The organism is Nitrospirillum amazonense (genome assembly GCF_029594735.1).
Classification (GTDB): domain Bacteria; phylum Pseudomonadota; class Alphaproteobacteria; order Azospirillales; family Azospirillaceae; genus Nitrospirillum; species Nitrospirillum amazonense.
Genome location: NZ_JARPAF010000001.1, coordinates 1,408,371 through 1,433,198, shown reverse-complemented (window position 1 = coordinate 1,433,198; position 24,828 = coordinate 1,408,371). Strand labels below are relative to the sequence as shown.

The following is a 24,828-nucleotide window of genomic DNA, read 5'->3' as shown; positions in this document are numbered from 1 at the left end:
ATGTCTCCCTACTGCCGGGCCAGCAGGCCGGTCATCAGTAGGTCCAGGATGCCTTCCTTGTCCTCCTTCAGGCAGACCTGGGCGTTGGCCGGGCCTGGCGCCGGCGTCGTCTCCCCCTTGTCGCCCACGACCAGGCGCAGGGGCGTCGTGTGGCACAGTCTGGGGTCCAGGACATAGGCCACGGGCACCAGGTCAAACAGCGTGGGCGTGATCTGGCCCCAGCCGTTGAGGTGGCGCCACTGGTGATACATCAGGGCCAGGGCGTCGGTCATGGGCGTGCCGGCGGCGAACAGCAGGTCGCGCTTCACCTCATCCAGCTTCAGCCGAGTGCTGTCGAGGGGCATCACCACCAGGGGCACGCCGCTGGTGAACAGCTTTTTGGCCGAGCCGATGTCTGAATAGATGTTGTATTCCGGCGTCGGTCCCTTCAGCGGGCCGTAGCCCGTGTCGTCATAGCCGGCGTAGACGGAGCCGCCCATCATCACCACGCGCTTCAGCTTGGCGAAGCCGACCGGGTCGCGGTCGATCAGGGCGCCCAGGGTGCTGGGCGGGGCCAGGGAAATGAGCGTGACCTGCCCGGGGTAGCGCCGCGCCTGTTCCAGGATAAAGTCCACGGAGGACGGCACGGGCGAAGCCGGGGCCGGCTGCCCCTCCGCCCAACGCTTTTGCGTATAGGGGGTGGTGTTGGGGGTAGCGGGTCCTTGCGCCACGGGAATGTCCCCGCGCCCGGCGATGGCCAGCAGGCGCTGAAGCTGGCGCACGCGCAGGCCCGTGTCGCCCCACGCGGCCGTGACGCCCAGAATGTCAAGGTGCGGGTCGTTCAAAGCCGCCGCCAGGGCGAAGGCGTCATCGATGTCGTCGCCGATGTCGGTGTCGATGATGACCTTTTCCCGGGCCGGCGTCGCCGCTGTGGAGGCCGCCAAGCCGGGCCCGGCCAGCGGCACGAAACAGAACACGCCCGCGCACAGCCGCAGGAACAGGAAGGCGATCCGGGACAGCCGGTTCATGGAAAAGGTCCCCGTCAGGGCCAAGGGCCGCGCCCCGTTGGGGGCCGGATACGGACAGGGGCCCGCCGCTGCCACGGCCGGCCCCTTCCACTAGCGGTATCACGGAAGCCTGGCGGCAACCAGCCGCCAAGCTTCCGGAGAGGCGCCTACACCATCAGAACGAGTACTTGGCCTGCACACCGATGATGCGGGGCTCGTTGACCATGCCCGTCAGGTTGTTGAAGTCGATGGCGCCGATGACGCGCACCTGGTCCAACACGTTACGGACGAAGGCCGCGACCTCATAGCCGGCGTCATTCTTGTAGCCCAGGCGCAGGCCGCCATCCAGCAGCCACTTGCCGGTGAACTCCGTCGACTTGTACAGGAAAAAGTTCACGTCGCTGCGGTAGGCCCAGTCGGTGTAGAAGAACACCTCACCCTTATCGCCCACCGGCACGCCATAGCGGAACGTGGCGTTCAGCACCCATTCCGGCGCCTCGGGCAGCGGGTTGCCGTCCAGCAGGGCGTTGCCCTGGGCGTTCAGCGCGTTGGTCACGGTGCAGCCACCGCCGCAGGTGGCGACCGACACGTTCGGGTCCTGGATTTCGGTGTGGTTGTAGCTGCCACCGAAGGTGACCAGCATGTGCTCCACCGGCTTGGCCTCCAGCTCCGCTTCCACGCCGTAACCGACGGCATGGTCGGCGTTCAGCAGGCGGGCGGTATTGCTGGCGCCGCCCACGGCGGTCAGCTGCATGTCGCTGGTGTCGTAGTAGTAGCCGGTCAGGTTGAAGCTGGCGCGCTTGTCGAACAGCGACGACTTGACACCCGCCTCATACGAGATGGTGGTCTCGGCCTTCGCGGTCGAGGTGGAGTTGGCGAAAGTGATACGATCCTGGATGGACGGGGCTAGATAGCCGGTCGCCACGCGGACGAAGGCGTTCACGTCGCTGTTGATGGCATAGTCGGCCGACACGTCCCAGGAGGCGTTGCCGCCGTTGACGCTGGTGCGCAGGTAGATCGGGCCGGTGTAGCCGAAGTCACGGATGGACTCGACCGACTTGTTGTCGTGCGAATAGCGCACGCCGCCGCCCAGAGTCAGGGCATCGGTGACCTTGTACTTCACCGAACCGAAGACGCCGTCGGTCTCGCTGCGGTCCTTGTGGCGGACCTGATCGTCGATGGCGCCGGTGGCGGTGATGTAGTCGTAATCCTTACCGGCCAGGTAAGAGTTGAAGTAGTACAGGCCGCCCTGCAGCAGCCACGGCCCCAGGTCGTTGGAGGCGAAGCGCACTTCCTGGCTCAGCTCGCGCGGGGAGTTGTAGCCGCCGGTTTCCACCGAGAACGGCACGTCGGAGGGCACGCCGCCGTCGATGTCGCCGCGGCTGAACACGTTGGCGCGCTCATAACCGCTGACCGAAGTGACGGTGACGGGGCCGGCATCGTAAACGATGTGCAGGTTGGAGCCGAAGGAGTTCAGCTTCTGCGGGTTGGCGCCGTCCTGGTTGGCCTTCTCAATGTCGAAGCCGGGGACCAGGTCGTTGGTGCCCTTCTGGATAATGTTGGCGCGGAACAGGCGGGCGGACCCGTCCAGCTGGCGGCCATGGACGTTCAGCAGGACATCCAGGTTCTCATTGGGCGTGTATTCCAGCTGGAACCGGCCGGCCAGGTCGCGATAGCCCTCGAAGTCGGTATCGTTCTTCGTGGAGATGTCTTCGTTCTGCACCCAGTCGTTACGGCGCTGCAGATTGACCGAGGCACGATACTTCAGCACATTCTTGACGATGGGGCCGCCCACGGCGCCGGTGAAGTTCACCGTGTCATAGGTGCCATAGGTCAGGTCGGCGAAGCCGCCGAAGGTGTCGCTGGGCTTGGCGCTGTCGATCTTGACCACGCCGGCCGGCGTGTTCTTGCCGAACAGCGTGCCCTGCGGGCCGCGCAGCACTTCCACCGCACCGACGTCGAAGACCGGGAAGGCCTTCAGCATGGGGTTTTCCATGGCGACGTCGTCGAACACCACCGACACCGGCTGGGAGGCGTTGGGGTCGAAGTCGGCGTTGCCCAGGCCGCGGATATAGAAACGGGGATAAGTGCGGCCGAAGGACGACTCAGCCTGCAGGCTGGGGGCGCGGCCCGCCAGGAAGCGGATGTCCTGGCCGCCGGAGTTCAGCACGTCCAGCTTTTCACCGCTGATGGAGGTGACGGCGATCGGCACCTCACGCTCCAGCGCTGGCCGGCGTTCGGCCGACACGATGATCTCGTCCAGCTTGTCGGAACTGTCATCGGCGGCCCGCGCCACGCTGGCCAGACCCAGCAGGCTCAACGCCGACATACCCAGCAGCGCGGACTTCAGCCCGCGGCTCTTCTCAACCCTCATCATGCTCGATCCCTTCACTTTTTCCAGGCCCTTGCCAGACCTGCTTTTGCGTTGCCCGTCGCACCGGTCCCCGCGCCAAAAGGCTAGGCTGGGAACAGCCGGGGGAGGGTACACGGCAGATTTCGTTTGCGGCAGCCCCACTACTACCGAAGGTCTTTCAAATCCAACAAGAAAGCGAGGACCCGACCGAAATTTTGCCGCAACGCACATATTTGACGCGCGAGTGTTGCCGCAATGCGGCACCCCATCCCGGCTTCTAGCAAGAACGGCGCCAATTCCAGCCGCCCTGGGCGTGTAAGGAGGGCGTTGGTCGGTTGCCGCGGCATCGATGCAAACTGCCCAATATTTAAGCATTGCCCGATGAGGACATGCCCGATCCTTAGGCGCGGGCGCTGGGATGTCGAATGACGCCCGCGCCGCCTTGGAAAGGCCACAGTATAAAGGTGTGGTCTCCGCCCGGGCGGCCGGGCCTTTGGGGCCGATAGCCTCCGGATATTTCGCCCCCGCGATTGGCCGCGGGGAGGCTTGAGGTTTTAGGATGGAACAGCGGGATGGGGTTATGGTAACCCCTGAGCGGTTGAGGATGCCCTGCGCCATCCCTGATTGGGGCCACAGCCCTTTCAGGTGGCGGCGGATTTCCTCAAGAGGCTGACCGCCATGGCCTTGTTCCACCGGGTGCCGACAGTCAGATGTTTCCGGCGCGCCCGCGCCTCCAGAGAGGTCGAGTGGCCACCGTCCTGGGACCGAGAGCTGGTGAGATTAGTTTTGGAGCCGTCTTTCACATGATAGTCGCCGGTAAGCCGCTTTCCGCCCAGGCGGACCCCATTCCGCCCACCAAGCCAGCCGCGACGCCCAACCGGGCACGTCTGGCCCTGCGTGACCTGGCAAGCGGCCTGGGCCAGCATTGGCTTTGGCGCGCCATGGCCATGCAGGACATCGTGCTACGTTATCGCGGCTCCGTGCTGGGCCCGCTGTGGCTGACGTTCAGCACAGCCATCATGATCGCGGCCATGGGTTTCGTTTACTCCCAGATCTTCCATCTGGACCCGGTACGCTATGTCCCCTTCCTGACCCTAGGCCTGCTGGTCTGGCAGTTCATCTCGTCGGTGATCACGGACGGCTGTTCCGCCTTCATGTCGGTGCAGCACGCCATCCAACAGGTTCGACTGCCTTATACGGTGCATGTGCTGCGCAGCGTCTTCCGCAACCTGCTGATCCTGGGCCACAACGCCGTCCTGATCCCCATCGTCTTCCTGTTGATGGGGCACGGCATCGGCTGGGGCGCGCTGATGGTGATTCCCGGTCTTATCCTCCTGTGCGTCAACGGTTTCTGGATCAGCATCCTGCTGGGTATGCTGAGCGCCCGGTTCCGTGACGTTCCGCCGATCGTGGCGGCGCTGCTCCAAGTCATCTTTTTCGTGACGCCCGTCTTCTGGACCGTGGAAACGCTGGGCAAGTATCGGCATGTGGGCGACTTCAACCCCCTGTTTGCCGCCATCGACGTCGTTCGCGCGCCATTGCTGGACGAGCCGTTCGCCCCTTATTCATGGTCCATCGTGGGTATCATGACCGTGGGCGGACTGTTGGTGACCGCCATTTTCTTCAGCCGCTTCCGGTCCCGGATCGCTTACTGGGTGTGATTTATGGCCTCCCTGCATCTGCATGACCTGACGGTCGAATTCCCCATCTATCAGGCGAACGGCCGCTCACTGAAGAAAGCGCTGTTTTCGGCGCCCATGGGTACCAACCTGGCCCGTGACGCCGCCAATCGCATCCTGGTTCGCGCGCTGAACCATCTGACCTTGACGATCGACAAGGGCGACCGCGTCGGGCTGATCGGCCCCAATGGATCGGGCAAGACGACGCTGCTCAAGACCCTGGCCGGGATTTATGAGCCCACCAGCGGCACCCTTCACACCCTAGGCCGCGTTTCTGCGCTGCTGGATGTGCAGATGGGCATGAACCCGGATGCCACTGGCCGCGAGAACATCATGCTGCGCGGCATGTACATGGGCATCCACCCCAAGGATATGCAGGTCCATGTCGAGGAGGTGGTCGAGTTCACCGAACTGGGTCCGTACATCGACATGCCGGTGCGCACTTATTCCGCCGGCATGATGTTGCGCCTGGCCTTCGCCGCGTCCACCTGTGTCGAGCCCGAGATCCTGCTGATGGATGAATGGCTGGCGGCGGGCGACAGCCATTTCTTGGCCAAGGCCCAAAAACGCATGGAAGATTTCGTGCAGCGGTCCAGCCTGATGGTGCTGGCCTCCCATTCTCTGGATCTGCTGGAGAGGTGGTGCAACAAGGGGCTGTACTTGCGTAACGGCAACGTGATCGCTTACGGTCCGCTGAAAGAGGTGGCGGACATCTACCAGCAGTCGCTGGCAGAGGCCTGAGCCCGCCGCTTGCCCCATCCCAATCCCCAGGGCATGCCCAGGGACACTCCGGAACCCGCCGTCGATCATGGTCAGAAAATACGTCTGGGCAGGCATCTCCGTCGTGCTTGCCGTCCTCGTGTTCAGGCTTAGCCAGGGTGGGGATTCCGCGTCCTTTTTCCTGACCATCCGGGAATTGGCCAAGCCACTGGCCACGGTTTACCTGGCCTTGTTCGGTCAGCCGGAATTCGCCCTGGTACTGGCCGCCGGCATGATGCTGGCCTGTGTCGCCCTGCTGGGCGGCTTCTGGGCGGGCCAGGTCCGTCGCACGCTGGACACACTGAAGACCATCACGGGCTCCGCCATGCTGATCATGGGGGAACCGAACGACCGCCGGGTCGGATCGATGAAGCGCCTGATGGAATCCAGTCCGCTGCTGATTGACGAATGGCGGATGTTCGAATCCACATTGTTGGACGCCGGCCAGGGTGCCCAGCGGCGCGCCTACTCTACCATTCGTCCTCAGGAATATTTTTCCATGGAGGCCATGGAAAGCCGCGGCCTGGATTTCCGCTTTTACGTCGCCTTGCCCAACTACTTCGTGGGCGTGGGCCTGATGTTCACCTTCCTTGGCCTGGTGGCCGGCTTGTATTTCGCCAGCAAGGGTCTGCAGATGGGTGATCTGGCGCAGGCCCGGCAGGCGCTGGGCCAGTTGCTGGCCGCATCTACCATGAAGTTCGTCAGTTCCGTCGTCGGCATCGGCGCGTCACTGGTGACGTCGATGGTGGTCCGCCATTGGCAACGCAAGGTTCAGGCGGCGCTGGATGACCTGTGCCGCGCCATCGAACTCTGCTTCCCCCTGATCTCTGCCCATCGCCTGATGGGTGACTGGACACAGGACGGGGCGGCCGCCGCGGTATCGGCGCCGCGCCCCCCGCTCTCCCCCGCACCCCAGCCGGATATCGCCGGCCAGGCGCCGTAAGACGGGAAGGCTGTCATGCGACGGGGAACCAGGGCACACGGGGACGACCAGGAAAGCTACTTCGCTTCCATGTCGGACCTGATGGCCGGCATCGTCTTCATCTTCCTGATCATGCTTATGGCCCTGTCGATGTACAACATCGACGAGACCCCCAAGCAGCAGGATCAGCAGTCGGAGCAAGACTACCAGGAAACCATCGCCAAGATCATGGCGGAGCGTGCCCGCATGGTGGAGGCGCTGCGCCGGGATTTGGAAGCCCGGCACATCGCGGTAGAGGCCGACGCCGCCAAAGGCATCCTGACGTTGCCTTCCGCGCAGTTCTTCGCGCCCGGTGCAGCCGCGCTGAAGCCCGAGGGCCGTGAAAAAATGGCCGAAGCGGCCACCTTGCTGGCCCGCTATCTCACCTGCGACGGCAATACGCCGGGTATGGCGGCGGGTGCCTGCCCCACCACCGCCCCGGTGGAGCATGTGGATGCCGCGATTACCAAGGTTGCGTCGGCCGCCACCGTCTCGGGAGCCCCGGCGCCGGAAACGGTCGCCCGCATCCAGGCGCTGGAAACCAGCGCCGCGCTGACCTCCACCCAACCGCTGTTGTATGAATTGCTGGGCCGCGCGGGACGGCCGGTGCTGACGGTGCGCGGCGTGGCGCAAGTGCCACCGGCGCCATCCGCGCCAGCGGGCGGACACGGACATCATCCGCCCCCAGCGACGGCGCCCAGCGCGGTCGATCAGATGACCCTTACCTTCACCATGGCGCTCCCTCCCCGCCGGTAAGGGAGGCCGCTCCAGCCCGAGGGCCTCATGTCATCTTCCGCCGCCTTCGTCCGCTATGCCTTTGATCACTTGCTGCCATTGTGCCGCGACCGGTTCGCTGACACGATCCATGGCGGCTTCCATGAACGACTGGATCCGGCGGAACAGCCCCTGCCCCTGGGCTACAAGCGGTCCATGGTGCAGGCCCGGCAGCTGTACGTGCTGGCCCATGGCGCTTTGTCGGGAGATCGCAGCGGCCAAGACGCCGCGGAACAGGGCTACGACTTCCTGGTCCGCAATTTTTGGGATGACCGTAACGGCGGCTGGTTCTTCAAGGTGCTGCCCGACGGTCAACCCTTGGACAGCTCCAAGGACTTTTACGGTCACGCCTTCGTCTTGTTTGGCCTGGCCTACGCCCATGCCGCTTTCGCCGCCCCCCGCGCCCTGACGCTGGCGCAGGAAACCTGGGTGCTGATGCGCGACCGCCTGGCCATGCCGGCGCTGGCGGACGGCGGCTGGGGCGGCCTGGCGGAAGGGGCAAGTGCCGACTGGGTCCCCAACGGCGCGACGCGCCGCCAGAACCCGCACATGCACCTGCTGGAAGCCCTGTTGGCCTTGCATGAGTTTACTGGTGACGGCGCGTGGCTATCGGAGGCGACCGCCGTCATCCGCCTGTTCCAGGCCCGCTTTTTTGACGGCGCGACGAATACCCTGGGAGAATTCTTCACCCAGGATTGGCGTTCCGATCCCGTCACCGGGCATATCGTCGAGCCCGGCCACCATTTCGAGTGGGCCTGGCTGCTGGACCGTTACGCCAACCAGGGCGGCGACACGTCCGTACTTCCCCTGGCCGACGCCCTGTTCGACAAGGCGGTGGCGCATGGCTTCCTGCCCGACGGGGGCATCATGGACCAGATGGATCCCCAAGGCGCGCCCATCCTGCGTACCCGCCGCATCTGGCCGGTGGCTGAAGCCATCAAGGCAGCCTTGTCGCAGGCCCGCCGGCACCACGGGACCAGCGCCGGCGATGCCGCAAGGGCGCTGGCTCAGAGGCTTATGGACCATCTGCGGGCAGCCTTCCTTGACCCGGCCGACGGCCGCTGGATCGAAACACAGGATGAAACGGGCGTGCCCACTATGCGGGATTTGCCGGGCAGCACGCCCTACCATCTTTTCTTGGCGGCGACGGAAGCCGCCGCTGCGCCAATCAGCTCCAATTGAGCCGATTGGGCCCTTATTCACCGCCGACTATTTACTCGACTACTGCAGCATCTTCACGATGGCCGAGAAGTCCAAATGCCCGTTCCCTGCGGCGGAAAATAAGGCGTATAGCGCCGCCGCGTTGGCCCCCAAGGGCGTGGCCGCACCGCTGGAGGCGGCGGCGGCCTGGGCCAGCTTCAGGTCCTTCAGCATCATATCGACGGCGAAGCCGGGGGTGTAGTCGCGGTTGGCGGGGGAGGTCGGCACCGGGCCGGGCACGGGGCAGTAGCTCGTCAGCGCCCAGCACTGGCCAGAGGAGGTGGAACTGACGTCGAACAGCTTCTGCCGGTCCAGGCCCAGCTTGTCGGCCAGGGCGAAGGCCTCGGACACGGCGATCATGGATATACCCAGGATCATGTTGTTACAGATCTTGGCCGCCTGGCCGGTGCCGGGCCCGCCGGTATGCACCACGGTCTTGCCCATCTGTGCCAGATAAGGCCGCGCCCGCTCCACTGCCTCGTCACTGCCGCCCACCATGAAGGTCAAGGTGCCAGCCGCGGCCCCGCCGGTGCCGCCGGAGACGGGAGCATCCACCATGGCGAAGCCGCGGGCGGCGGCGGCGGCGGCCACGGCGCGGGCGCTGTCGACGTCAATGGTGGAGCTGTCGATCAGCAGGGCGCCCGGGGCCGCGGTGTCGAACACGTTACCGGCGTCCTCATAGACACCGCACACATGGCGGCCGGCGGGCAGCATGGTCACCACCACCTCGGCACCCGAGGCGGCATCGCCGACGGACCCGGCGATGACGCCGCCTGCCTCGGCCAGGGCCGCCAACGACTGAGGCGCCAGGTCGAAGCCAACGACGGTGTGACCGGCCTTCAGCAGGTTGCGGGCCATGGGCAGGCCCATGTTGCCCAGGCCGATGAACGCGATGCGGCTCATAATCGTTTCTCTCCCGTAATGATTAGTTTTTAGCCCTTCGCCAACAGGCGGCGGGCGATGATCAGGCGCATGATCTCGTTGGTGCCCTCCAGAATCTGGTGCACCCGAACGTCGCGGACGTAGCGTTCCAGCGGGTATTCGCGGATGTAGCCGTAGCCACCGTGCAGTTGCAGCGCCTCGTTGCAAACTTGGAATCCCACGTCGGTCGCGAAGCGTTTGGCCATGGCGCACCAGGTGGTGGCCTCCGGGTCGCCGGCGTCCAGGGCTGCCGCCGCGCGGTGCACCATCAGGCGCGCGGCCTCCAGCTCTGTCGCCATGTCGGCCAGCCGGAACTGCAGGGCCTGGAAATCCGCCAGCTTGCGGCCGAAGGCCTCGCGCTCGCCCATGTAGCGGGTGGCGAGGTCCAGGCAGGCCCGCGCCCCACCCAGGGAGCAGGAGGCGATGTTGATGCGGCCGCCGTCCAGGCCCTTCATGGCGATGCCGAAGCCCGCACCCTCCTCCCCCAGCCGGTTCTCCACCGGCACCCGGCACTCCTCGAAAATCACCTGGGCGGTGGGCTGGCAGTTCCAGCCCATCTTCTTCTCTTTCTTGCCGAAGCTGAGGCCGGGCGTGCCCTTCTCCACCACCAAGGCTGAGATGCCCTTGGGACCAGGCCCACCGGTGCGCACCATGACGACGTACAGGTCCGAAACGCCAGCGCCGGAGATGAATGCCTTGGATCCGTTCAGCACGTAGTGGTCACCGTCGCGCACCGCCTTGGTCCGCAAAGCGGCGGCATCGGAGCCGGAGCCAGGTTCGGTCAGGCAGTAGCTGGCCACCCGGTCCATGGTCATCAGGCCCGGCAGGTACTTCGCCCTAATTGTATCGTTTCCGAAACGATCGATCATCCACGCCGCCATGTTGTGGATGGACAGGAAGGCCGAGGTGGCGACGCAGCCGGCCGACAGCTCCTCGAACAACAGGGCCGCGTCCAGGCGGGTGAGGCCGGAGCCGCCATGTTCCTCCCCGCAATAGAGCCCACCCATGCCCAGGGCTGCCGCGGCGCGCAGCGCGTCGAGGGGGAAGATCTCCTTTTCATCCCACTCGGCGGCGTGCGGCGCCAGATGCTCGGCGGCGAAGTCCCGCGCCATGTCACGGAACGCCGCCTGCTCCTCGGTCAGGTTGAAGTCCATGGGCCCTATCCTCCCTGTTCTTGGTTTTACGCGGCCCGGCCTCAGGCCATGTTCAGCATGATGGTCTTCTTGTGGGTGAAGTGTTCCAGCATGGCCTCCAGCGTCGCCTCCTTGCCAAGGCCGGAGGACTTCACGCCGCCGTAGGACAGGTTGGGCTGCACCACCAGGTTCTGGTTCACCTGCACCAGGCCGGCCTGCAGACGCTGGGTGGCGTCCAGCGCCGTCTTCAGGTCGCGCGTCCAGATGGTGGCGGCCAGGCCGAACTCGCTGTCGTTCGCCTGGGCGATCACGTCCTCATAGTCCGTGAAGCGGATGACGCAGGTGACCGGCCCGAAGATCTCCTCCCGCGCAAGGCGGCTGTCGTTGGTCATGCCGGTGAAGATGACGGGGCGGACGTACAGGCCCTTGGCCAGGGCGGCATCCGTGGGCAGGGCGGAGCATTCATGAGCGGTGGCGCCGGGGGTGCGCTTGCCCTCGGCGATGTAGCCCTGGACGCGGTCGAACTGCTGCGGCGAGACGATGGTGCCGATGTCCGTCCTCTCATCCAGCGGGTCGCCCATGACCATGGCATCCACCTTGGCCTTCAGCGCCGTGACGAAGGCGTCGTGCAGGCTGTCGTGCACGAAGATGCGGCTGGCGGCGGTGCAGCTCTGCCCCTGGCGGGTGAAGCGCATGCCGGTGATGGCGCCCGCCACCGCCTGGTTCAGGTCGGCGTCGCCCATGACGATCATGGGGCTCTTGCCGCCCAACTCCAGCGTCACCGGGATCAGCTTGTCGGCCGCCGTGCGGCTGACGATGCGGCCGGTTTCGACCGAGCCGGTGAAGGTGACCTTGGCCACCTTGGGATGGGCCACCAGGGGCGCACCGCACTCGGGGCCGAAACCGGACAGGATGTTCAGCACGCCGGCCGGCAGCACCTGGGCCATAATTTGGCAGGCGCGCAGAACGGCGAACGGCGCCTCTTCCGCCGACTTCACCACCACGGTGTTGCCCGCCACCAGCGCCGGCGCGATCTTCAGCGCCATCAGCATCATGGGCACGTTCCAGGGAATGATGGCGCCCACCACGCCCAGGGGCTCACGCACCGTCAAGGTCAGCATCTTGGGATTGAAGGGTACGGTCTCGCCCTTCAGCTCACCGCCCAGACCGCCGAAGAAGGTGAAGGCGTCGGCCAGCACGCCGGCCTCGACCCGGCTTTCCGTGCGCAGAGCCTTGCCCGTCTCCAGCGCCACCAGACGGGCCAGTTCTTCGGTGTGGGCGGTCAGCAGGCGGCCGCATTCCGCCACCAGCCGGCCGCGCTCCCGCGCCGGCAGGGCCTTCCACGGTACGCCCGCCTCGACGGCAGCGGCCACGGCGGCATCCACGTCGGCGGCCTCGCCATAGCCGGCGCGGCCCATGACCTCACCCTTGGCCGGGTTGACCACGTCGAAGGTCTTGCCCGAGGCCGAGGGCACCAGGCGCCCGCCGATCAGGTGCTTTCCTGACAGCTCGGCCGCCAGGGCATAGGGATCCAGTTGCGGGGCCAGCGGGGCGGCGGTGGTGCTCATGGGGATTCACTCCTGTTTATTCTGTGTGCGGTTCCGGCTGGACCTAGGACCCGCGTGCCGCTGAAGACATGGCATGGCCCTGCGCGGATCGCCATTATCCGGGCGGGGAGCTTGGCGACATAGGTAGCAAGTACGCGAAACGGCTGTGCAAGAATGCGCAAACGCGACGCCCCGGTCCTGGGAAAAATGGCACATGACCCTCGGGGGGCCTACCGGGGTAGGGGCGAGGGCAATCATGTAACGCCATTAAAATTTGTTACCGCTAACAAAAGTCACTTGACGACACAGCCGGATATAAATATTATTTATCCCAAGCGAACGGTCCTATGAGATCGATCGACCAAGATGGGGGACGAAACACCCGAAGACGCGGCATCGCCCACTGGGCGTGCGGCGGGTTGGCCCGACGGCCACCGCTTCCCGTTTTCCCATCGCCCGAGTTTCGCCGGCCCTGTCGGCACATCGCATCTGGCAAGTCCTGCAGAGGCCCGCTCATGGTCCGGCAGGGGTTACCCGATGGCCCTGAGAGAACCCTCCCGTTCCCAGGGTCTTATCTCCCCAAGCCGGGGCGCGCGTCGCCCCGGCTTCTTTTTTTATCCCCATCCGGACCGGCGCGAAGTTCCTGATTCCCTGGACGCTTTTCCTGCGCCAGGATGCGGGCTGGGAAAACCTGGGAGACTTCGACAATCATGCGTAGGCATCCGCTTGCCACCGCCGCCCTGGCCGTGGCCTTTTGCGCGCTGTCCGTCGCGACCGGAACCGTCGCGGGTGCCACAGCGCCAGCCGGCGACATCAACCTGGCGGCGCAGACCATCCCGGCCGCCGTCGGCACCGATCCCGCCCCCGATTCCCAGCACCCCGCCCGCATGGCGGTGCTGCACATCCCCACCGGCGGCCGCACCGGCCATCCGGTGGAGATCAACGGCGTCGCCTATCTGGCGGCGGGTGCCGGACCCCACCCCACCCTGCTGTTGCTGCACGGCCTGCCGGGCAACGAGAAGAACCTGGACCTGGCCCAGGCGGTGCGCCGCGCCGGCTGGAACGTGGTGACCATGAACTATCGCGGATCCTGGGGCAGCCCCGGCAGCTTCCGCTTCGCCAACAATCCGGAGGACGCAGCGGCGGCCCTGGCCTACCTGCGCGATCCGGCCCATGCGCAGGAACTGGGTGTCGATATCGGGCGCCTGGTCATCGCCGGACACAGCATGGGCGCCTGGACGGCCGCCCATGCCGCGGCCAAGGATGGCAAGCTGGCCGGTCTGATCCTGATTTCCATGGGGGACATTGGCGTCATCGCCCACCTGCCCCATGACAAGCTGGTGGCGCTGGCCGCCGACAATCGCGAGTCGCTGGCCGGTGTCACGCCGGAAAGCATGGCCAAGGACATCGAGAGCCATGCCGACGCCTTCGCCACCGCCCCGCTGACCGCCCGCCTCACGGACACGCCCCTGCTGGCCCTGACATCCGACGACGGGCTGGCCAGCCACACCGACGCCCTGGTGGCCGGCATCCGCGCCCACGGCGGCACCCGGATCAGCACCGCCCACGCCGCCACCGACCATGGCTGGTCCGACCACCGTATCGCGCTGGAGGCGGCGGTGATCAACTGGCTGCAGAAGTTGGGGAACTGAACCAGCGCGAGCCGAAGCCGTCACACATAAGGATCCACCGTCCCCATGTGGTCCTGGACGTAGCGGCGGATGCCTTCCTCCAGCTCGGTGAAGGGGCGATCGTAGCCGGCGGCGCGCAGGCGGGTCATGTTCGCCTGGGTGTAATACTGGTACTTGCCCTTCAGATGGTCGGGCATGGGGATGTAGTCGATGCGGGGCGGCAGGCCCGCGGCGGCGAACAGGGCATGCGCCAGGTCGTTCCAGCTGCGCGCCTTGCCGGTGCCCAGGTTGAACAGGCCGCTGACGCCCGGGTTGTCATAGAGCCACAGCATGACATCGACCGTATCGCCCACCCAGACGAAGTCGCGCAGCTGGCCGCCATCGGCGTAGTCCGCCCGGTCGCTGGCGAACAGCCGGGCCGGTTCGCCCCCCGTGATCTGGGGATAAAGCTTGGCCGGGACGGAGCGCATGCCGCCCTTGTGGTACTCGTTGGGGCCATAGACATTGAAGAACTTCAGGCCCACATGCTGCGGCGGCCTGGGCGCCCCTTGGTCCAGGGCGGCGCGCACCCGGCGGTCCAGCAGGTGCTTGGACCAACCATAGGGGTTCAGCGGCCGCAGACGCGCCAGCGCCCCGGCCGAGGAATCATCGTCAAATCCCTGGGCGCCGTCGCCGTATGTCGCGGCGGAGGAGGCGTAGATAAGCCGCACGCCCGTGACGGCGCACCACGACCAAAGGTCCAGCGTCAGCCGGAAGTTGTTCTCCACCACCCGGTCTGCATCCGTCTCGGTGGTGGCCGATATGGCGCCCATGTGGAAGATGACCTTTACCGCGTCGCCGTGGCGCTCCAGGAATTCCGGCAGCTGTTCCGGCGTGACCAAGTCATGCAGGTTGCGCTTGGCGATGTTGCGCCACTTGTCCCCCTGGCGCAGCCGATCGACCACGACGAGGGGGCCCAGGCCCCGCTGTTCCAGGCCGGCCACCAGATTGGACCCGATGAAGCCGGCGCCGCCGGTCACGATGATCATGGACTGCTGCTTCCCGTAAAAATCCGTGCCGGACCCTGGTGTCGAGGCCGACACGGCCTTGATAGGGGGCCACGTCCCCCGGGGCAAGCCGCCCCAACGCACGCCAGAGGGGCGACCGGGTCAGCCCGTCACGCGGATGCGCTTGGCGATGCCGGTGGTGCTTTGGTTGGGCACCAGCTCCACCAGGGCCACGCGGCCGCCGTGGGCCTGGACGACGTCGGCGCCCACCACCTGGTCTATGGTGTAATCGGCACCCTTGATCAGCACGTCGGGCATCACCTCGGTGATCAGCGCCAGGGGCGTGTCGTCCTCGAACAGGGCGACGGCATCGACCGAGCCGAAAGCCGCCAGCACGATGGCCCGCGACCGCTCGTCCTGGATGGGCCGCTCGGGCCCCTTCAGGCGGCGCACCGACGCGTCGGAGTTGAGGCCGACGATCAGGCGGTCGCAGGTGGCGCGCGCGGCGGCCAGCAGCTGGACATGGCCGGGATGGATCAGGTCGAAGCAGCCGTTGGTAAAGCCCACCTTCAGGCCCCGGCGGCGCCAGCGGGCGATCTGCTCCCGCAGTTCCGCCCCGCCCAGCACCTTGGACAGGTTCTGGCGGTCGTCCTGTTCGGCCAGGGCGTGCAGCAGTTCCGCCGGGCTGACCACGGCCGTGCCCACCTTGGCCACCACCAGGCCGGCGGCGACGTTGGCCAGTTCCACCGCCTCGGCGATGTCCGCCCCCGTCGCCAGCGCGGTGGCGATGACGGACACCACGGTGTCGCCGGCACCGGAAACATCAAAGACCTCCTTGGCCTCGGCCTGCACGTTCAGGGACGTGCCATCGCCCCGGACCAGGGTCATGCCTTCCTCACTGCGGGTGACCAGCATGCCCTCGATGCCATGGTCGCGCATCAGGGTGCCGGCGGCGGCCACGATCTCTTCCGTGGTCCTGGGATTGTGCCCCACGGCCAGCGCCAGCTCTGCCCGGTTGGGCGTGACCAGGGTGGCGCCGCGATAGATGGCATAGTCGGCGCTTTTGGGATCAACGATTACCGGCTTGCCGGCCTCGCGCGCCAGGGCGATCAATTCCTTCAGCACCGGCGGCGTGAACACGCCCTTGCCGTAGTCGGACAGGATGACGACGTCGATGCCGGACAGGTGCGCGGCCATGGCCGTCACCAGGCCGCGATGCGTATCCTCCGCCACCGCCTCCTCGCTGTCCCAGTCGGAGCGCAGCAGGTGGTGGCCATCGGCCACGAAGCGCGTCTTTTCCGAAGTGCGGCGCCGGGTATCCACCTGCAGGATGGGGGTGACCTGGGCGTCGGCCGCCACCAGCTGGCTGACGCGCACGCCGGCGGCATCCCCGCCGATGACGCCGCCGAACACCACGTGGCCGCCCAGCGCCGTGATGTTGCGCACCACGTTGCCCGCACCGCCCAGCATGACGTCCTCATGCGCATTGCGCAGCACGGGCACCGGCGCCTCCGGCGAAATGCGCCCCACCTTGCCGCGCACGAAACGGTCCAGCATGACGTCGCCGATGACCATGACCCGGCCCCCCGCCAAGCCTTCCACCGTGGAACTCAAACCGACGAAGCGGCTCATGGCTTCCCCATCCCAGATCAAACAACAGGCCACAGATGATCCGCGCAGCTTAGCACACCGCCCGTGGCGGAGGGCAACCGGCCGCACCCCTCATCCCCGGCGGGTCAGGCCGACGCCGCCCAGGGCCAAGGCGAAGCCGACCAGTTGCAGCGGCGTCAGTGTTTCATGAAACAGGAAGAAGGCCTCCAGCGCCGCCAGCGGCGGGACCAGCAGCAGCAGCGCCGTGGCGCGCGTGGCCTCGCCATGGCGCACCATCCACACCAGCAGCGAGATGCCGATGACCGAGGGCCCCAGGACAGCCCAGGCCAGCGCCGTCCACAACACCGGATGCGGATCCCAGTGCGGCGTGCCCACGGTCAGGAACAGCAGGCAGACCACGCCCAGGGCGCCCAGGTTCTGCAGCGCGCCGGCCGGGCGCAGGTCATCCCCGGCCACGGAGGATTTCTGCAGCAGGGTGCCGATGGTGATCGACAAGACACTAAGCACGGCCAGGGCGGCGCCCAGCGGCGGCAAGCCACCCGACCCCGCCCCGGCCGCCGCGTGCAGGGCCAGCTTCGGCGCCAGCACGCAAGCGACGCCGGCGAAGCCGATGGCCAAGCCCAGCCAGGCCAGGCGGCTGAGCCGCTGGCGGAACACCAGGGTGGTGATGAGGGCGGTGAACAGCGGCTGCAAGGCACCCATCAGCGCCATGATGCCGGCGGCCAGCCCCTGGGCGATGGCCCAGTAGGAGAAGCCGATATAGACGCCCTGCATCAGGGCGCCGGCCAGCAGGTGCAGGCCCGCCGCCCGGCCACGCGGCCAGGAAACGCCAGCCGTCAGCGTGGCGCCGGTGAAAAGCAACGCCGTCAGGCCGAAGCGCGCCACCAGGAACAGTTGCACGTCGGCATAGGGCAGCACCGCCCGCCCCACCAGGAAGCCGGTGGACCAGATGAGGATGAACAGCCAGGGGGCGCCCCACCCCAGCAGGCGGTCCCTAAGGGCGGCGGACTCGGCACCCCTCACGGCAAAGCCGCCGCCAGGGCGCGGATATGATCGGGCCCGATGCCGCAACAGCCCCCGACGATGGCGGCGCCGGCATCCACCCAGCGCCGTGCCCAGTCCAGGTAGCTGGCGGGCGTCAGGTCGGCGCGCAGCTCATCCAGGCCGTCGTTGGCGGTGGCTTCCTTGGGCTGCGGGGGGAAGGCGTTGGCGTACACGCCCAAGGGCAATGGCGCGCCGGCGGCGGCGGCCCGGGCCGCGACCAGCGCCGGCCCCATGACCTCGGGCTGGCTGCAATTGAACAGCAGGGCCGCGGCCCCCAGGGCCAGCGCCGCCTCGGTGGCATGGGTTACCGACTCGCCCCCGCGCAGGCGGGGATGGATGGCCGCATCGGCCGCCTCATCCTCCAGCGTGAAGGACAGCCACAGCGGCTTGGCCTCACCCTTCCCCAAGGCGCCCCCCAAAGCCGCGCGCACAGCCCGCACCTCCGCCACCGCGCTTTGGGTTTCCGCCAGCCAAAGGTCGACATGCGGCGCCAGGCCATCTACCAACGGGGCCAGCAGATCCGCCGCACGGGCCGCATCGAACAGGTCGGCGCGGTAGGAACCGAACAGCGGCGGCAGGGATCCGGCGACGCGGGCGCCGGCCTTGGCGTCCGCCGCCTGTCGGGCCAGCCGTCCGGCAAGGGAGGCCAGGGCCCCGCCCTGCGCGGCGAACCTTTCCTCCCCGATATGGAAGGGCACCAGGGCATAGCTGTTGCTGGTGACGATATCGGCGCCGGCATCCAGGAAGGCGTCATGGGCCCGGCGCACATAATCAGGCGCCTCGATCAGCGCCAGGGCCGACCATTCCGGCTGGCGGAAGGGCGCGCCCATGCGCTGCAATTCCCGTCCCATGCCACCGTCCAGCAGGATCGCGCGCCGCCCCATCTCACCCCTCCCTCATCCAAGCTGTCACCGTCACACCCCATCCAGCGCCAGCACGGCGAAGCTGGCCAGCCAATGTTCGCCCATATAGTCGGATTCCAGGTGCGGCAGGGCATCGGCCAGGTGCACGTCGGCCGCCGCCCGCGCCTGCACCGCCACCGGATCGGCCGGGTCCAGCTGGGCAGCGATGGCACGCCAGCACCAGGCGCGGCTGAGGTTCAGGCCATCCAGGTGCGCGATGGTGCCGTCGCTGCGGTCGCTGACCGTGGCCGGGGTGAACAGGGTGCGTGGTTGGCCATCCGCCACGCCGGGCAGCAGGCGGGCGAACCAGGCGCGGAACTCCGCACGCGGCAGCACGGCCGCCATGGCGACGGCGGCGGTCAGCACCGGCGACAGGAAATCGGTACCCGACGGTTCCCACACCTGGGCATCGGCATCACCGCCGTACCAGGCCCGAGCCGTTTGGGCGATCAGGTCGGCCAGACCGTCGTCGCCCCGGCGACGGGCATAGGCCATGGACAGGGTCAGGGCAAAGGCGGTGTTGATGTGCAGGCCGGTGCGCACCGGGTACGTCGCCTTGGGCAGATAGGCCTTCAGCCGGCCCACGATCTCCGCCGTCAGGGGCGCCAGCGCCGTGGCCCAGGCCGTCCCCACGGCGCCCATGCCGGTGCGCCGCAGCTCGGCCGCCAGCAGCAGGTACCAGGCCCAGCCGTAGGGCCGTTCGAAGGTGCCGGTGTTGGGCCGCTGGAAATAGGCCAGTTCGCCCGCGACCTTTTCCGGGGTGTAGCTGTCGGCGAACAGGGCGCGGATGCGGTCGGCCACCGGGCTGCCGGGAAACAGCCGCAGGGTGCGGGCCAGCAGCCAGTGGCCATGGACGCAGGAATGCCAGTCCAGGCTGCCAAAGAAGATGGGGTGCATGGCACGCGGCGTCCGCGCGTCCTCCGGCCCGTTCAGAAAATGGGTGATGACATTGGGGTATTCACGGGTGACGTGGCCCAGCGCGATCTCGGCGAACCGGACAGCGTGGGCCTCGCTGAGGCCGGGAAAAGCGGAATCGGTCATTTGGGGAAACCCAGGATTTGGATCAGCAGGGTGTTGGCCACCAGGACCAGCAGGGCCGTCGGCACCTGCGCCCGGATGACCGCGTTGCGGTCCGGCAACTCCAGCAGGGCGGCCGGGACGATGTTGAAATTGGCGGCCATGGGCGTCATCAGCGTGCCGCAGAAGCCCGACAGCATGCCGATGGCGGAGATGACGGCCGGGTCGCCGCCGAAGCGGCCCACCAACAGCGGCAGGGCGATGCCCGAGGTCATGACCGGAAAGGCGGCGAAGGCGTTGCCCATCAGGATGGTCAGCAGCGCCATGCCGCCGGTGTAGGCGCAGACCAAGGGGAAGCGGTGGTCCAGGGTAAGGTACTGGCCCACCAGCGCGGCGACGGCGTCACCCACCTTGGCCAGCGCGAAGATGCCGCCCAGGGCCGCCAGCACCTGCGGCAGGATGGCGGCCCAGCCCACCAGTTCCACGAGGCGCCGGGCGTCACGCAGGGGGGTGCCCAAACGCTGCCGGGTGTACAGGACCGTCGCCGCCAGCGCCGCCACGATGCCCAGCGCCAGCCAGATCAGCGTGCCCTGCTTGGGGTCCACCAGCGGCCGGCCGTTCCAGGTCAGGGCCGGGCCCCAGATCGTGCCCGCCAGGGCGATGACGGGCGGCAGGAACAGGACGGGAAACAGCCAATAGCCCCAGTGCCGAGCCTGCGCCTCCCGTTCCGCCCTTGGCGCCTCCGCCTCCGTCCCCCGGCCCATGAGGCCGAAGCCACCCAGGATGGCCAAGGCCAGAACCAGGGTGCCGTTGCCCAGATCCCCCAGGTAATCGCCGGCCAAAAAGCTGAGCGCCAGCAGGGCCCAGAACAGGCTGGCGCCGAGGCGCCGGGGATTGCCGGCATCACGCGCCGAGCGCCAGGCGATGGCGGCGAACATCAGACCGGCCAGGTCATAGGCGACGCTGATGCCGATCATGACGCCACCGCCCCTTTTCCAGCTTTCAGCCGGCGGTCCAGCAGCAGCAGGCGGGCGCCGTGGATCACCACGGCCACGAGGGCGGTGGGGATGGCCCAGACCGAAACGTCCAAGGGGCTGACCTCGATGCCGTTGGCGGCCAGGTAGCCCTTGATCAGGATGACGGAGCCGATGGCGACGAAGATGTCCTCGCTGAAGAACAGGGCGATGTTCTCCGCCGCCGCCGCGTGGGCCCGCACCAGCGTGCGCTCCGCCGGGGCCAGGGGGCGGCCCAGGTTTTCCTCCGCCACCGCCTCGCCCATGGGCGCCAGCACGGGGCGCACCGTCTGGGCATGGCCGCTGAGATCCTTGGCGCCCAGGGCCGCCAGCACCTGCCGCAGGATGAAGAACACCAGATAGGTGCGCCCCACCGTCGCGGCCTTCAGGCCGCCGATCAGGCGCTGCGCCTGCACCTGGATGCCCAGGCGTTCCAGCAGGCCGATCAGGGGCAGGAACAGGTAGACCAGGCAGATGTAGCGGTTGGCATTGAACAGGCGGCCGAAGGCGGCGACGATCTCCAGCACGCCCATGCCCGCGGCAAGGCCGGTGCCGAAGGCCGCCGCCACCGCGACCAGCAGCGGGTTCAGGCGGGCGGCGAAGCCGGCGGCGACGATGGCGATGCCGACCAGGCTGAGCATCAGGCGTCGCCCTCGCCCGCCTTGCCATAGCCGCCACCGCCCGGTGTCTTGACCAGGATGGCGTCACCGGGGTTCATGGCGACGGTATCGGTGGCGGCCAGCACCTGGACCGTGCCGTCGGCCCGGTGCACCTCCGTCACCCCCGGCGCCCCCGCCTCGCCGCCAGCCAGGCCGAAGGGCGGCACGCGGCGGCGGTTGGACAGGATGGCGGCGGTCATGGGCGCACGGAAGCGGATCAGCCGCTCCACCCCATCACCGCCGCGATGGCGCCCGGCCCCGCCGGAGCCGCGGCGGATGCCGAAGCGTTCCACCAGCACCGGGTAGCGCACCTCCATCACCTCGGGATCGGTCAGGCGGCTGTTGGTCATGTGCGTCTGCACCGCACTGGTGCCGTCGAAATCGGCCCCGGCGCCGGAGCCGCCGCAGATGGTCTCGTAATACTGGCGGGCGTCGTCGCCGAAGGTGAAGTTGTTCATGGTGCCCTGGGCACCGGCCATGACGCCCAGCGCCCCGTAGAGCGCGTCCACCACCACCTGGCTGGTCTCCACATTCCCGGCCACCACCGCCGCCGGATAGGCGGGGTTCAGCAGGCAGCCGGCCGGGACCTTGAGCACGATGGGCTTCAGGCATCCCTCGTTCATCGGGATCTCGTCATCCACCAGGGTCCGGAAGACGTAGAGCACGGCGGCGCGGCAAACGCTGAGCGGCGCGTTGAAGTTGGTCTCCAGCTGCCGACTGGTACCGGTGAAGTCCACCACCGCCCGGCGCGCCCGCCGGTCCACGGTGACGGCCACCTGAATGACGGCGCCGTTGTCCATCTCATAGCGGAAGGTGCCGTCCTTCAGCACGTCGATGACGCGGCGCACCGCCTCCTCGGCGTTGTCCTGCATGTGGGCCATGTAGGCCTCGACCACGTCGCGGCCGAACTGCGCCACCATCCCGGCCATCTCCTCCGCCCCCTTGGCGCAGGCGGCCACCTGGGCGCGCAGGTCGCCGATGTTCTGGTCGGGATTGCGGGCGGGATAGCGGCCGCTCGCCAGCAGGGCCCGCGTCTCTTCCTCCAAAAACCGGCCGCCCTCCACCAGCAGGAAATTGTCGATCAGCACGCCCTCATCCTCCACGGTGCGGCTGTCGGGTGGCATGGAGCCGGGCGTGATTCCGCCGATGTCGCCCTGGTGGCCCCGCGCGGCGACGAAGACCAGCAGGCTGCCGTCGTTGTCGAACACCGGCATGACCACGGTGACGTCGGGCAGGTGGGTGCCGCCGTTGTAAGGCGCGTTCAGCATGTAGACGTCGCCGGGCCGCATGCCCCGGCCATCCTTGGACCGCGCCTCGACGATGGCCCGCACGCTGTCACCCATGGAGCCCAGGTGCACCGGCATATGCGGGGCGTTGGCGATCAGCCCGCCGTTACGGTCGAACAGGGCGCAGGAGAAATCCAGCCGTTCCTTGATGTTGACCGAATAGGCGGTGTTCTGCAGGGCGTAGCCCATCTGCTCCGCCACCGCCATGAACAGGTTGTTGAACACCTCCAGCATCACCGGATCCACGGTGGTGCCGATGGCGGTGCGGGGCGCCAGGGCCACCACCCGTTCCAAGACCAGGTTGGCATGGCCGTCCACCCGGGCGCGCCAGCCGGGCTCGATCACCGTGGTGGCCGTGGCTTCGCGGATCAGGGCGGGGCCGTTCACCTCATGACCGGGCGCCAGGTCGGCGCGGTCATAGACAGGGGTGCCGGCCTCGGCACCCGCCATATAGGTGCGGACCTCGGCCAAGGGCCGTGGTGCGCCGGTGGCCGCGTCCCCCGGCGCGGCCGTGATGCTGCCCCGGCCGGGATGGCCGATGGCCTCGGCCGCCAGGGCCTCCACCACCACGGCCTTGCCCGGGGCGGTGAAGCCGAAGCGGCGCTGGTGGGCGTCGGCGAAGGCGGCGGCCAATGCCGCGGCGTCCCCGAATGGCACGGCCAGGCTGGTGTCGGTGCCGGCGTACTTCAGCCGGGCGGTCAGTTCGACCTCCACCTGCGCGACGGGCACATCCTGGGCGGTCAGCGCCGCCTTGGCCTCCCGCGCCAGGGCGTCGGCCGGTGTGGTGAGATCCAGGCCCGCCGACAGCGGCTGTTCCACCGTGCGGTCGCGGATGACACGGAGGTCGGCCAGGCCCATGCCATAGGCCGACAGCACCCCGGCGAAGGGATGGATCATCACCCGCTTCATACCCAGGGCGTCGGCCACCAGGCAGGCGTGCTGCCCCCCGGCGCCGCCGAAGCAGGCCAGCGTGTACTGGGCCACGTCGTAGCCGCGCTGCACGGAGATTTCCTTGATGGCCTTGGCCATCTTCTCCACCGCGATGGTGATGAACCCTTCCGCCAGTTGATGCGGTGTGCGTTCCTCCCCCGTGGCCGCCTTGACCTCGGCGGCCAAGGCGTGGAAACGGGCCGCGACGGCGTCCAGGTCCAGCGGCTGGTCGGCGCCGGGCCCGAAGACGTGGGGGAAGAAGGCCGGCTGGATCTTGCCCAGCATCAGGTTGCAGTCGGTGACGGCCAAGGGCCCGCCCCGGCGGTAGCAGATGGGGCCAGGCACCGCCCCCGCCGATTCCGGGCCGACGCGGAAGCGCGAACCGTCAAAGGTGCAGACGCTGCCGCCACCGGCCGCCACGGTGTGGATGTTCATCATGGGCGCGCACAGGCGCACACCGGCCACCATGGTCTCATACGTGCGTTCGTACGTGCCGGCGTAGTGGGACACATCCGTGGAGGTGCCGCCCATGTCGAAGCCGATGACCCTGTCGAACCCGGCCTCCACCGCCGTGCTGACCATGCCAACGATGCCGCCGGCCGGGCCGGACAGCACGGCGTCCTTGCCCTGGAAAAGCCGCGCGTCCACCAAGCCGCCGTTCGACTGCATGAACAGCAGCCGTGTATCACCCTCATCGTCCTTCAGCGCGCCCGATACCTGGTCGACGTAGCGTCGCAGCACCGGCGACAGATAGGCGTCCACCACCGTGGTGTCGCCCCGGCGCACCAGCTTGATCAGCCGGCTGGTCTCATGGCTGACCGACACCTGGGTGTAGCCGATGGCGCGGGCGATGGCGGCCACACGCCTTTCATGATCGTCGAAGCGGTAGCCGTGCATCAGCACGATGGCCACGGCGCGATAGCCGGCGTCATAGGCGGCCCGCAGGTCACGGCGGGTCGCCTGCTCATCCAGGGGCGTCAGGATGGCGCCGTCGGCGTCCACCCGCTCCGCCACCTCGACCACGCGGGTGTAGAGGGCATCGGGCAGGCTGATGTGACGGTCGAACAGGCGCGGGCGCGCCTGATAGCCGATGCGCAAGGCATCGGCATGGCCCCGGGTGATGGCCAGCACCAGGGGCTCGCCCTTGCGCTCCAGCAGGGCGTTGGTGGCGACGGTGGTGCCGATCTTCACAGCATCGATGTCGGCGGGGAAGTCGGAATGGTCCGCCAGCAGGGCGCGGATGCCGGCGACCGCCGCATCCTGGTATTGCTCAGGATTTTCCGACAGCAGCTTGGCGGTCAGCAGCCGGCCGTCGGGCCGGCGGGCGACGACATCGGTGAAGGTGCCGCCGCGATCGACCCAGAATTCCCAGCCGGATCCGCCTGCCTCCGGACGCACTGCCGCCATGTCCCGTCTTTCTTGATGCCTGATACTGC

Annotated in this window: 19 protein-coding genes; 6 read left to right on the top strand and 13 right to left on the bottom strand. The window is 67.7% G+C overall.

What is annotated here, in order from left to right; all coding sequences use genetic code 11:
• Positions 1 to 8 precede the first annotated feature (8 nt).
• Both P5F91_RS05745 and P5F91_RS05740 read right to left on the bottom strand, forming a co-directional pair.
• On the bottom strand, positions 9 to 1,007 hold the full coding sequence (locus tag P5F91_RS05745; protein WP_277906759.1) for a nucleoside hydrolase: 999 nt from the start codon (positions 1,005 to 1,007) through the stop codon (positions 9 to 11).
• Between the two features lie 154 nt (positions 1,008 to 1,161).
• The gene (locus tag P5F91_RS05740) at positions 1,162 to 3,363 is read right to left on the bottom strand and encodes a TonB-dependent receptor (RefSeq protein WP_277906758.1); all 2,202 of its coding nucleotides are present in this window, start codon (positions 3,361 to 3,363) and stop codon (positions 1,162 to 1,164) included.
• 779 nt (positions 3,364 to 4,142) lie between these two features.
• Here P5F91_RS05740 and P5F91_RS05735 point away from each other — a divergent pair.
• The 5 genes from P5F91_RS05735 to P5F91_RS05715 all read left to right on the top strand — a co-directional run bounded on the left by P5F91_RS05735 (position 4,143) and on the right by P5F91_RS05715 (position 8,694).
• Entirely contained in the window at positions 4,143 to 5,000 is an 858-nt protein-coding gene (locus P5F91_RS05735) for an ABC transporter permease (protein WP_186454945.1), read from the top strand.
• A gap of 3 nt (positions 5,001 to 5,003) precedes the next feature.
• Positions 5,004 to 5,759: an ABC transporter ATP-binding protein gene (locus tag P5F91_RS05730; protein ID WP_145613019.1), complete on the top strand. Its 756-nt coding sequence runs from the start codon at positions 5,004 to 5,006 to the stop codon at positions 5,757 to 5,759.
• Positions 5,760 to 5,826: 67 nt separating this feature from the next.
• Positions 5,827 to 6,720 (top strand): hypothetical protein, encoded by an 894-nt coding sequence (locus P5F91_RS05725; protein WP_277906757.1) that lies wholly within the window; start codon positions 5,827 to 5,829, stop codon positions 6,718 to 6,720.
• A 15-nt stretch (positions 6,721 to 6,735) separates the two neighbouring features.
• Positions 6,736 to 7,494, top strand: a complete 759-nt coding sequence (locus tag P5F91_RS05720) for a hypothetical protein (protein WP_145613017.1) — start codon at positions 6,736 to 6,738, stop codon at positions 7,492 to 7,494.
• Between the two features lie 27 nt (positions 7,495 to 7,521).
• On the top strand, positions 7,522 to 8,694 hold the full coding sequence (locus P5F91_RS05715) for an AGE family epimerase/isomerase (protein ID WP_277906756.1): 1,173 nt from the start codon (positions 7,522 to 7,524) through the stop codon (positions 8,692 to 8,694).
• Between the two features lie 39 nt (positions 8,695 to 8,733).
• Here the strand turns inward: P5F91_RS05715 and mmsB are convergent, their stop codons facing one another.
• Genes mmsB through P5F91_RS05700 form a run of 3 tightly spaced genes read right to left on the bottom strand, consistent with a single transcriptional unit; the run spans position 8,734 to position 12,334 of the window.
• Positions 8,734 to 9,615, bottom strand: a complete 882-nt coding sequence (gene mmsB / locus P5F91_RS05710; protein ID WP_145613015.1) for a 3-hydroxyisobutyrate dehydrogenase — start codon at positions 9,613 to 9,615, stop codon at positions 8,734 to 8,736.
• 29 nt (positions 9,616 to 9,644) lie between these two features.
• Positions 9,645 to 10,787 (bottom strand): isobutyryl-CoA dehydrogenase, encoded by a 1,143-nt coding sequence (locus tag P5F91_RS05705; RefSeq protein WP_145613014.1) that lies wholly within the window; start codon positions 10,785 to 10,787, stop codon positions 9,645 to 9,647.
• A gap of 41 nt (positions 10,788 to 10,828) precedes the next feature.
• Entirely contained in the window at positions 10,829 to 12,334 is a 1,506-nt protein-coding gene (locus P5F91_RS05700; RefSeq protein ID WP_277906755.1) for an aldehyde dehydrogenase family protein, read from the bottom strand.
• Positions 12,335 to 13,023: 689 nt separating this feature from the next.
• Between P5F91_RS05700 and P5F91_RS05695 the strand changes: the two genes are divergently transcribed.
• Complete coding sequence (locus P5F91_RS05695; protein ID WP_211107134.1) at positions 13,024 to 13,965, top strand: alpha/beta hydrolase family protein; 942 nt, start codon at positions 13,024 to 13,026, stop codon at positions 13,963 to 13,965.
• A 20-nt stretch (positions 13,966 to 13,985) separates the two neighbouring features.
• Here the strand turns inward: P5F91_RS05695 and rfaD are convergent, their stop codons facing one another.
• From rfaD to P5F91_RS05655, 8 genes are all read right to left on the bottom strand, one after another.
• Positions 13,986 to 14,972 (bottom strand): ADP-glyceromanno-heptose 6-epimerase, encoded by a 987-nt coding sequence (gene rfaD / locus P5F91_RS05690; RefSeq protein ID WP_145613012.1) that lies wholly within the window; start codon positions 14,970 to 14,972, stop codon positions 13,986 to 13,988.
• 120 nt (positions 14,973 to 15,092) lie between these two features.
• Positions 15,093 to 16,562 carry a D-glycero-beta-D-manno-heptose-7-phosphate kinase gene (rfaE1, locus tag P5F91_RS05685; RefSeq protein WP_277906754.1) on the bottom strand — a complete coding sequence of 490 codons (1,470 nt, stop codon included), beginning with the start codon at positions 16,560 to 16,562 and terminating at the stop codon, positions 15,093 to 15,095.
• Positions 16,563 to 16,652: 90 nt separating this feature from the next.
• Entirely contained in the window at positions 16,653 to 17,564 is a 912-nt protein-coding gene (locus P5F91_RS05680; RefSeq protein WP_277906753.1) for a DMT family transporter, read from the bottom strand.
• Positions 17,561 to 18,469, bottom strand: coding sequence for a homocysteine S-methyltransferase family protein (locus P5F91_RS05675; protein WP_277906752.1), 909 nt, complete (start codon positions 18,467 to 18,469; stop codon positions 17,561 to 17,563). The genes P5F91_RS05680 and P5F91_RS05675 overlap by 4 nt, the downstream gene beginning before the upstream one ends.
• 30 nt (positions 18,470 to 18,499) lie before the next feature.
• Positions 18,500 to 19,528: a DUF2891 domain-containing protein gene (locus P5F91_RS05670; protein ID WP_145613009.1), complete on the bottom strand. Its 1,029-nt coding sequence runs from the start codon at positions 19,526 to 19,528 to the stop codon at positions 18,500 to 18,502.
• Positions 19,525 to 20,481 (bottom strand): DUF979 domain-containing protein, encoded by a 957-nt coding sequence (locus P5F91_RS05665; RefSeq protein ID WP_186454944.1) that lies wholly within the window; start codon positions 20,479 to 20,481, stop codon positions 19,525 to 19,527. The genes P5F91_RS05670 and P5F91_RS05665 overlap by 4 nt, the downstream gene beginning before the upstream one ends.
• Positions 20,478 to 21,158, bottom strand: coding sequence for a DUF969 domain-containing protein (locus tag P5F91_RS05660; protein ID WP_145613008.1), 681 nt, complete (start codon positions 21,156 to 21,158; stop codon positions 20,478 to 20,480). The genes P5F91_RS05665 and P5F91_RS05660 overlap by 4 nt, the downstream gene beginning before the upstream one ends.
• Positions 21,158 to 24,799, bottom strand: a complete 3,642-nt coding sequence (locus P5F91_RS05655; RefSeq protein WP_277906751.1) for a hydantoinase B/oxoprolinase family protein — start codon at positions 24,797 to 24,799, stop codon at positions 21,158 to 21,160. The genes P5F91_RS05660 and P5F91_RS05655 overlap by 1 nt, the downstream gene beginning before the upstream one ends.
• Between the last annotated feature and the right edge of the window lie 29 nt (positions 24,800 to 24,828).

Coding starts and splice junctions, on each gene's coding strand:
- P5F91_RS05745 (WP_277906759.1), bottom strand. CDS start 1,007: ATGAACCGGCTGTCCCGGATCGCCTTCCTGTTCCTGCGGCTGTGCGCG.
- P5F91_RS05740 (WP_277906758.1), bottom strand. CDS start 3,363: ATGATGAGGGTTGAGAAGAGCCGCGGGCTGAAGTCCGCGCTGCTGGGT.
- P5F91_RS05735 (WP_186454945.1), top strand. CDS start 4,143: ATGATAGTCGCCGGTAAGCCGCTTTCCGCCCAGGCGGACCCCATTCCG.
- P5F91_RS05730 (WP_145613019.1), top strand. CDS start 5,004: ATGGCCTCCCTGCATCTGCATGACCTGACGGTCGAATTCCCCATCTAT.
- P5F91_RS05725 (WP_277906757.1), top strand. CDS start 5,827: ATGGTCAGAAAATACGTCTGGGCAGGCATCTCCGTCGTGCTTGCCGTC.
- P5F91_RS05720 (WP_145613017.1), top strand. CDS start 6,736: ATGCGACGGGGAACCAGGGCACACGGGGACGACCAGGAAAGCTACTTC.
- P5F91_RS05715 (WP_277906756.1), top strand. CDS start 7,522: ATGTCATCTTCCGCCGCCTTCGTCCGCTATGCCTTTGATCACTTGCTG.
- mmsB (WP_145613015.1), bottom strand. CDS start 9,615: ATGAGCCGCATCGCGTTCATCGGCCTGGGCAACATGGGCCTGCCCATG.
- P5F91_RS05705 (WP_145613014.1), bottom strand. CDS start 10,787: ATGGACTTCAACCTGACCGAGGAGCAGGCGGCGTTCCGTGACATGGCG.
- P5F91_RS05700 (WP_277906755.1), bottom strand. CDS start 12,334: ATGAGCACCACCGCCGCCCCGCTGGCCCCGCAACTGGATCCCTATGCC.
- P5F91_RS05695 (WP_211107134.1), top strand. CDS start 13,024: ATGCGTAGGCATCCGCTTGCCACCGCCGCCCTGGCCGTGGCCTTTTGC.
- rfaD (WP_145613012.1), bottom strand. CDS start 14,972: ATGATCATCGTGACCGGCGGCGCCGGCTTCATCGGGTCCAATCTGGTG.
- rfaE1 (WP_277906754.1), bottom strand. CDS start 16,562: ATGAGCCGCTTCGTCGGTTTGAGTTCCACGGTGGAAGGCTTGGCGGGG.
- P5F91_RS05675 (WP_277906752.1), bottom strand. CDS start 18,469: ATGGGGCGGCGCGCGATCCTGCTGGACGGTGGCATGGGACGGGAATTG.
- P5F91_RS05670 (WP_145613009.1), bottom strand. CDS start 19,528: ATGACCGATTCCGCTTTTCCCGGCCTCAGCGAGGCCCACGCTGTCCGG.
- P5F91_RS05665 (WP_186454944.1), bottom strand. CDS start 20,481: ATGATCGGCATCAGCGTCGCCTATGACCTGGCCGGTCTGATGTTCGCC.
- P5F91_RS05660 (WP_145613008.1), bottom strand. CDS start 21,158: ATGCTCAGCCTGGTCGGCATCGCCATCGTCGCCGCCGGCTTCGCCGCC.
- P5F91_RS05655 (WP_277906751.1), bottom strand. CDS start 24,799: ATGGCGGCAGTGCGTCCGGAGGCAGGCGGATCCGGCTGGGAATTCTGG.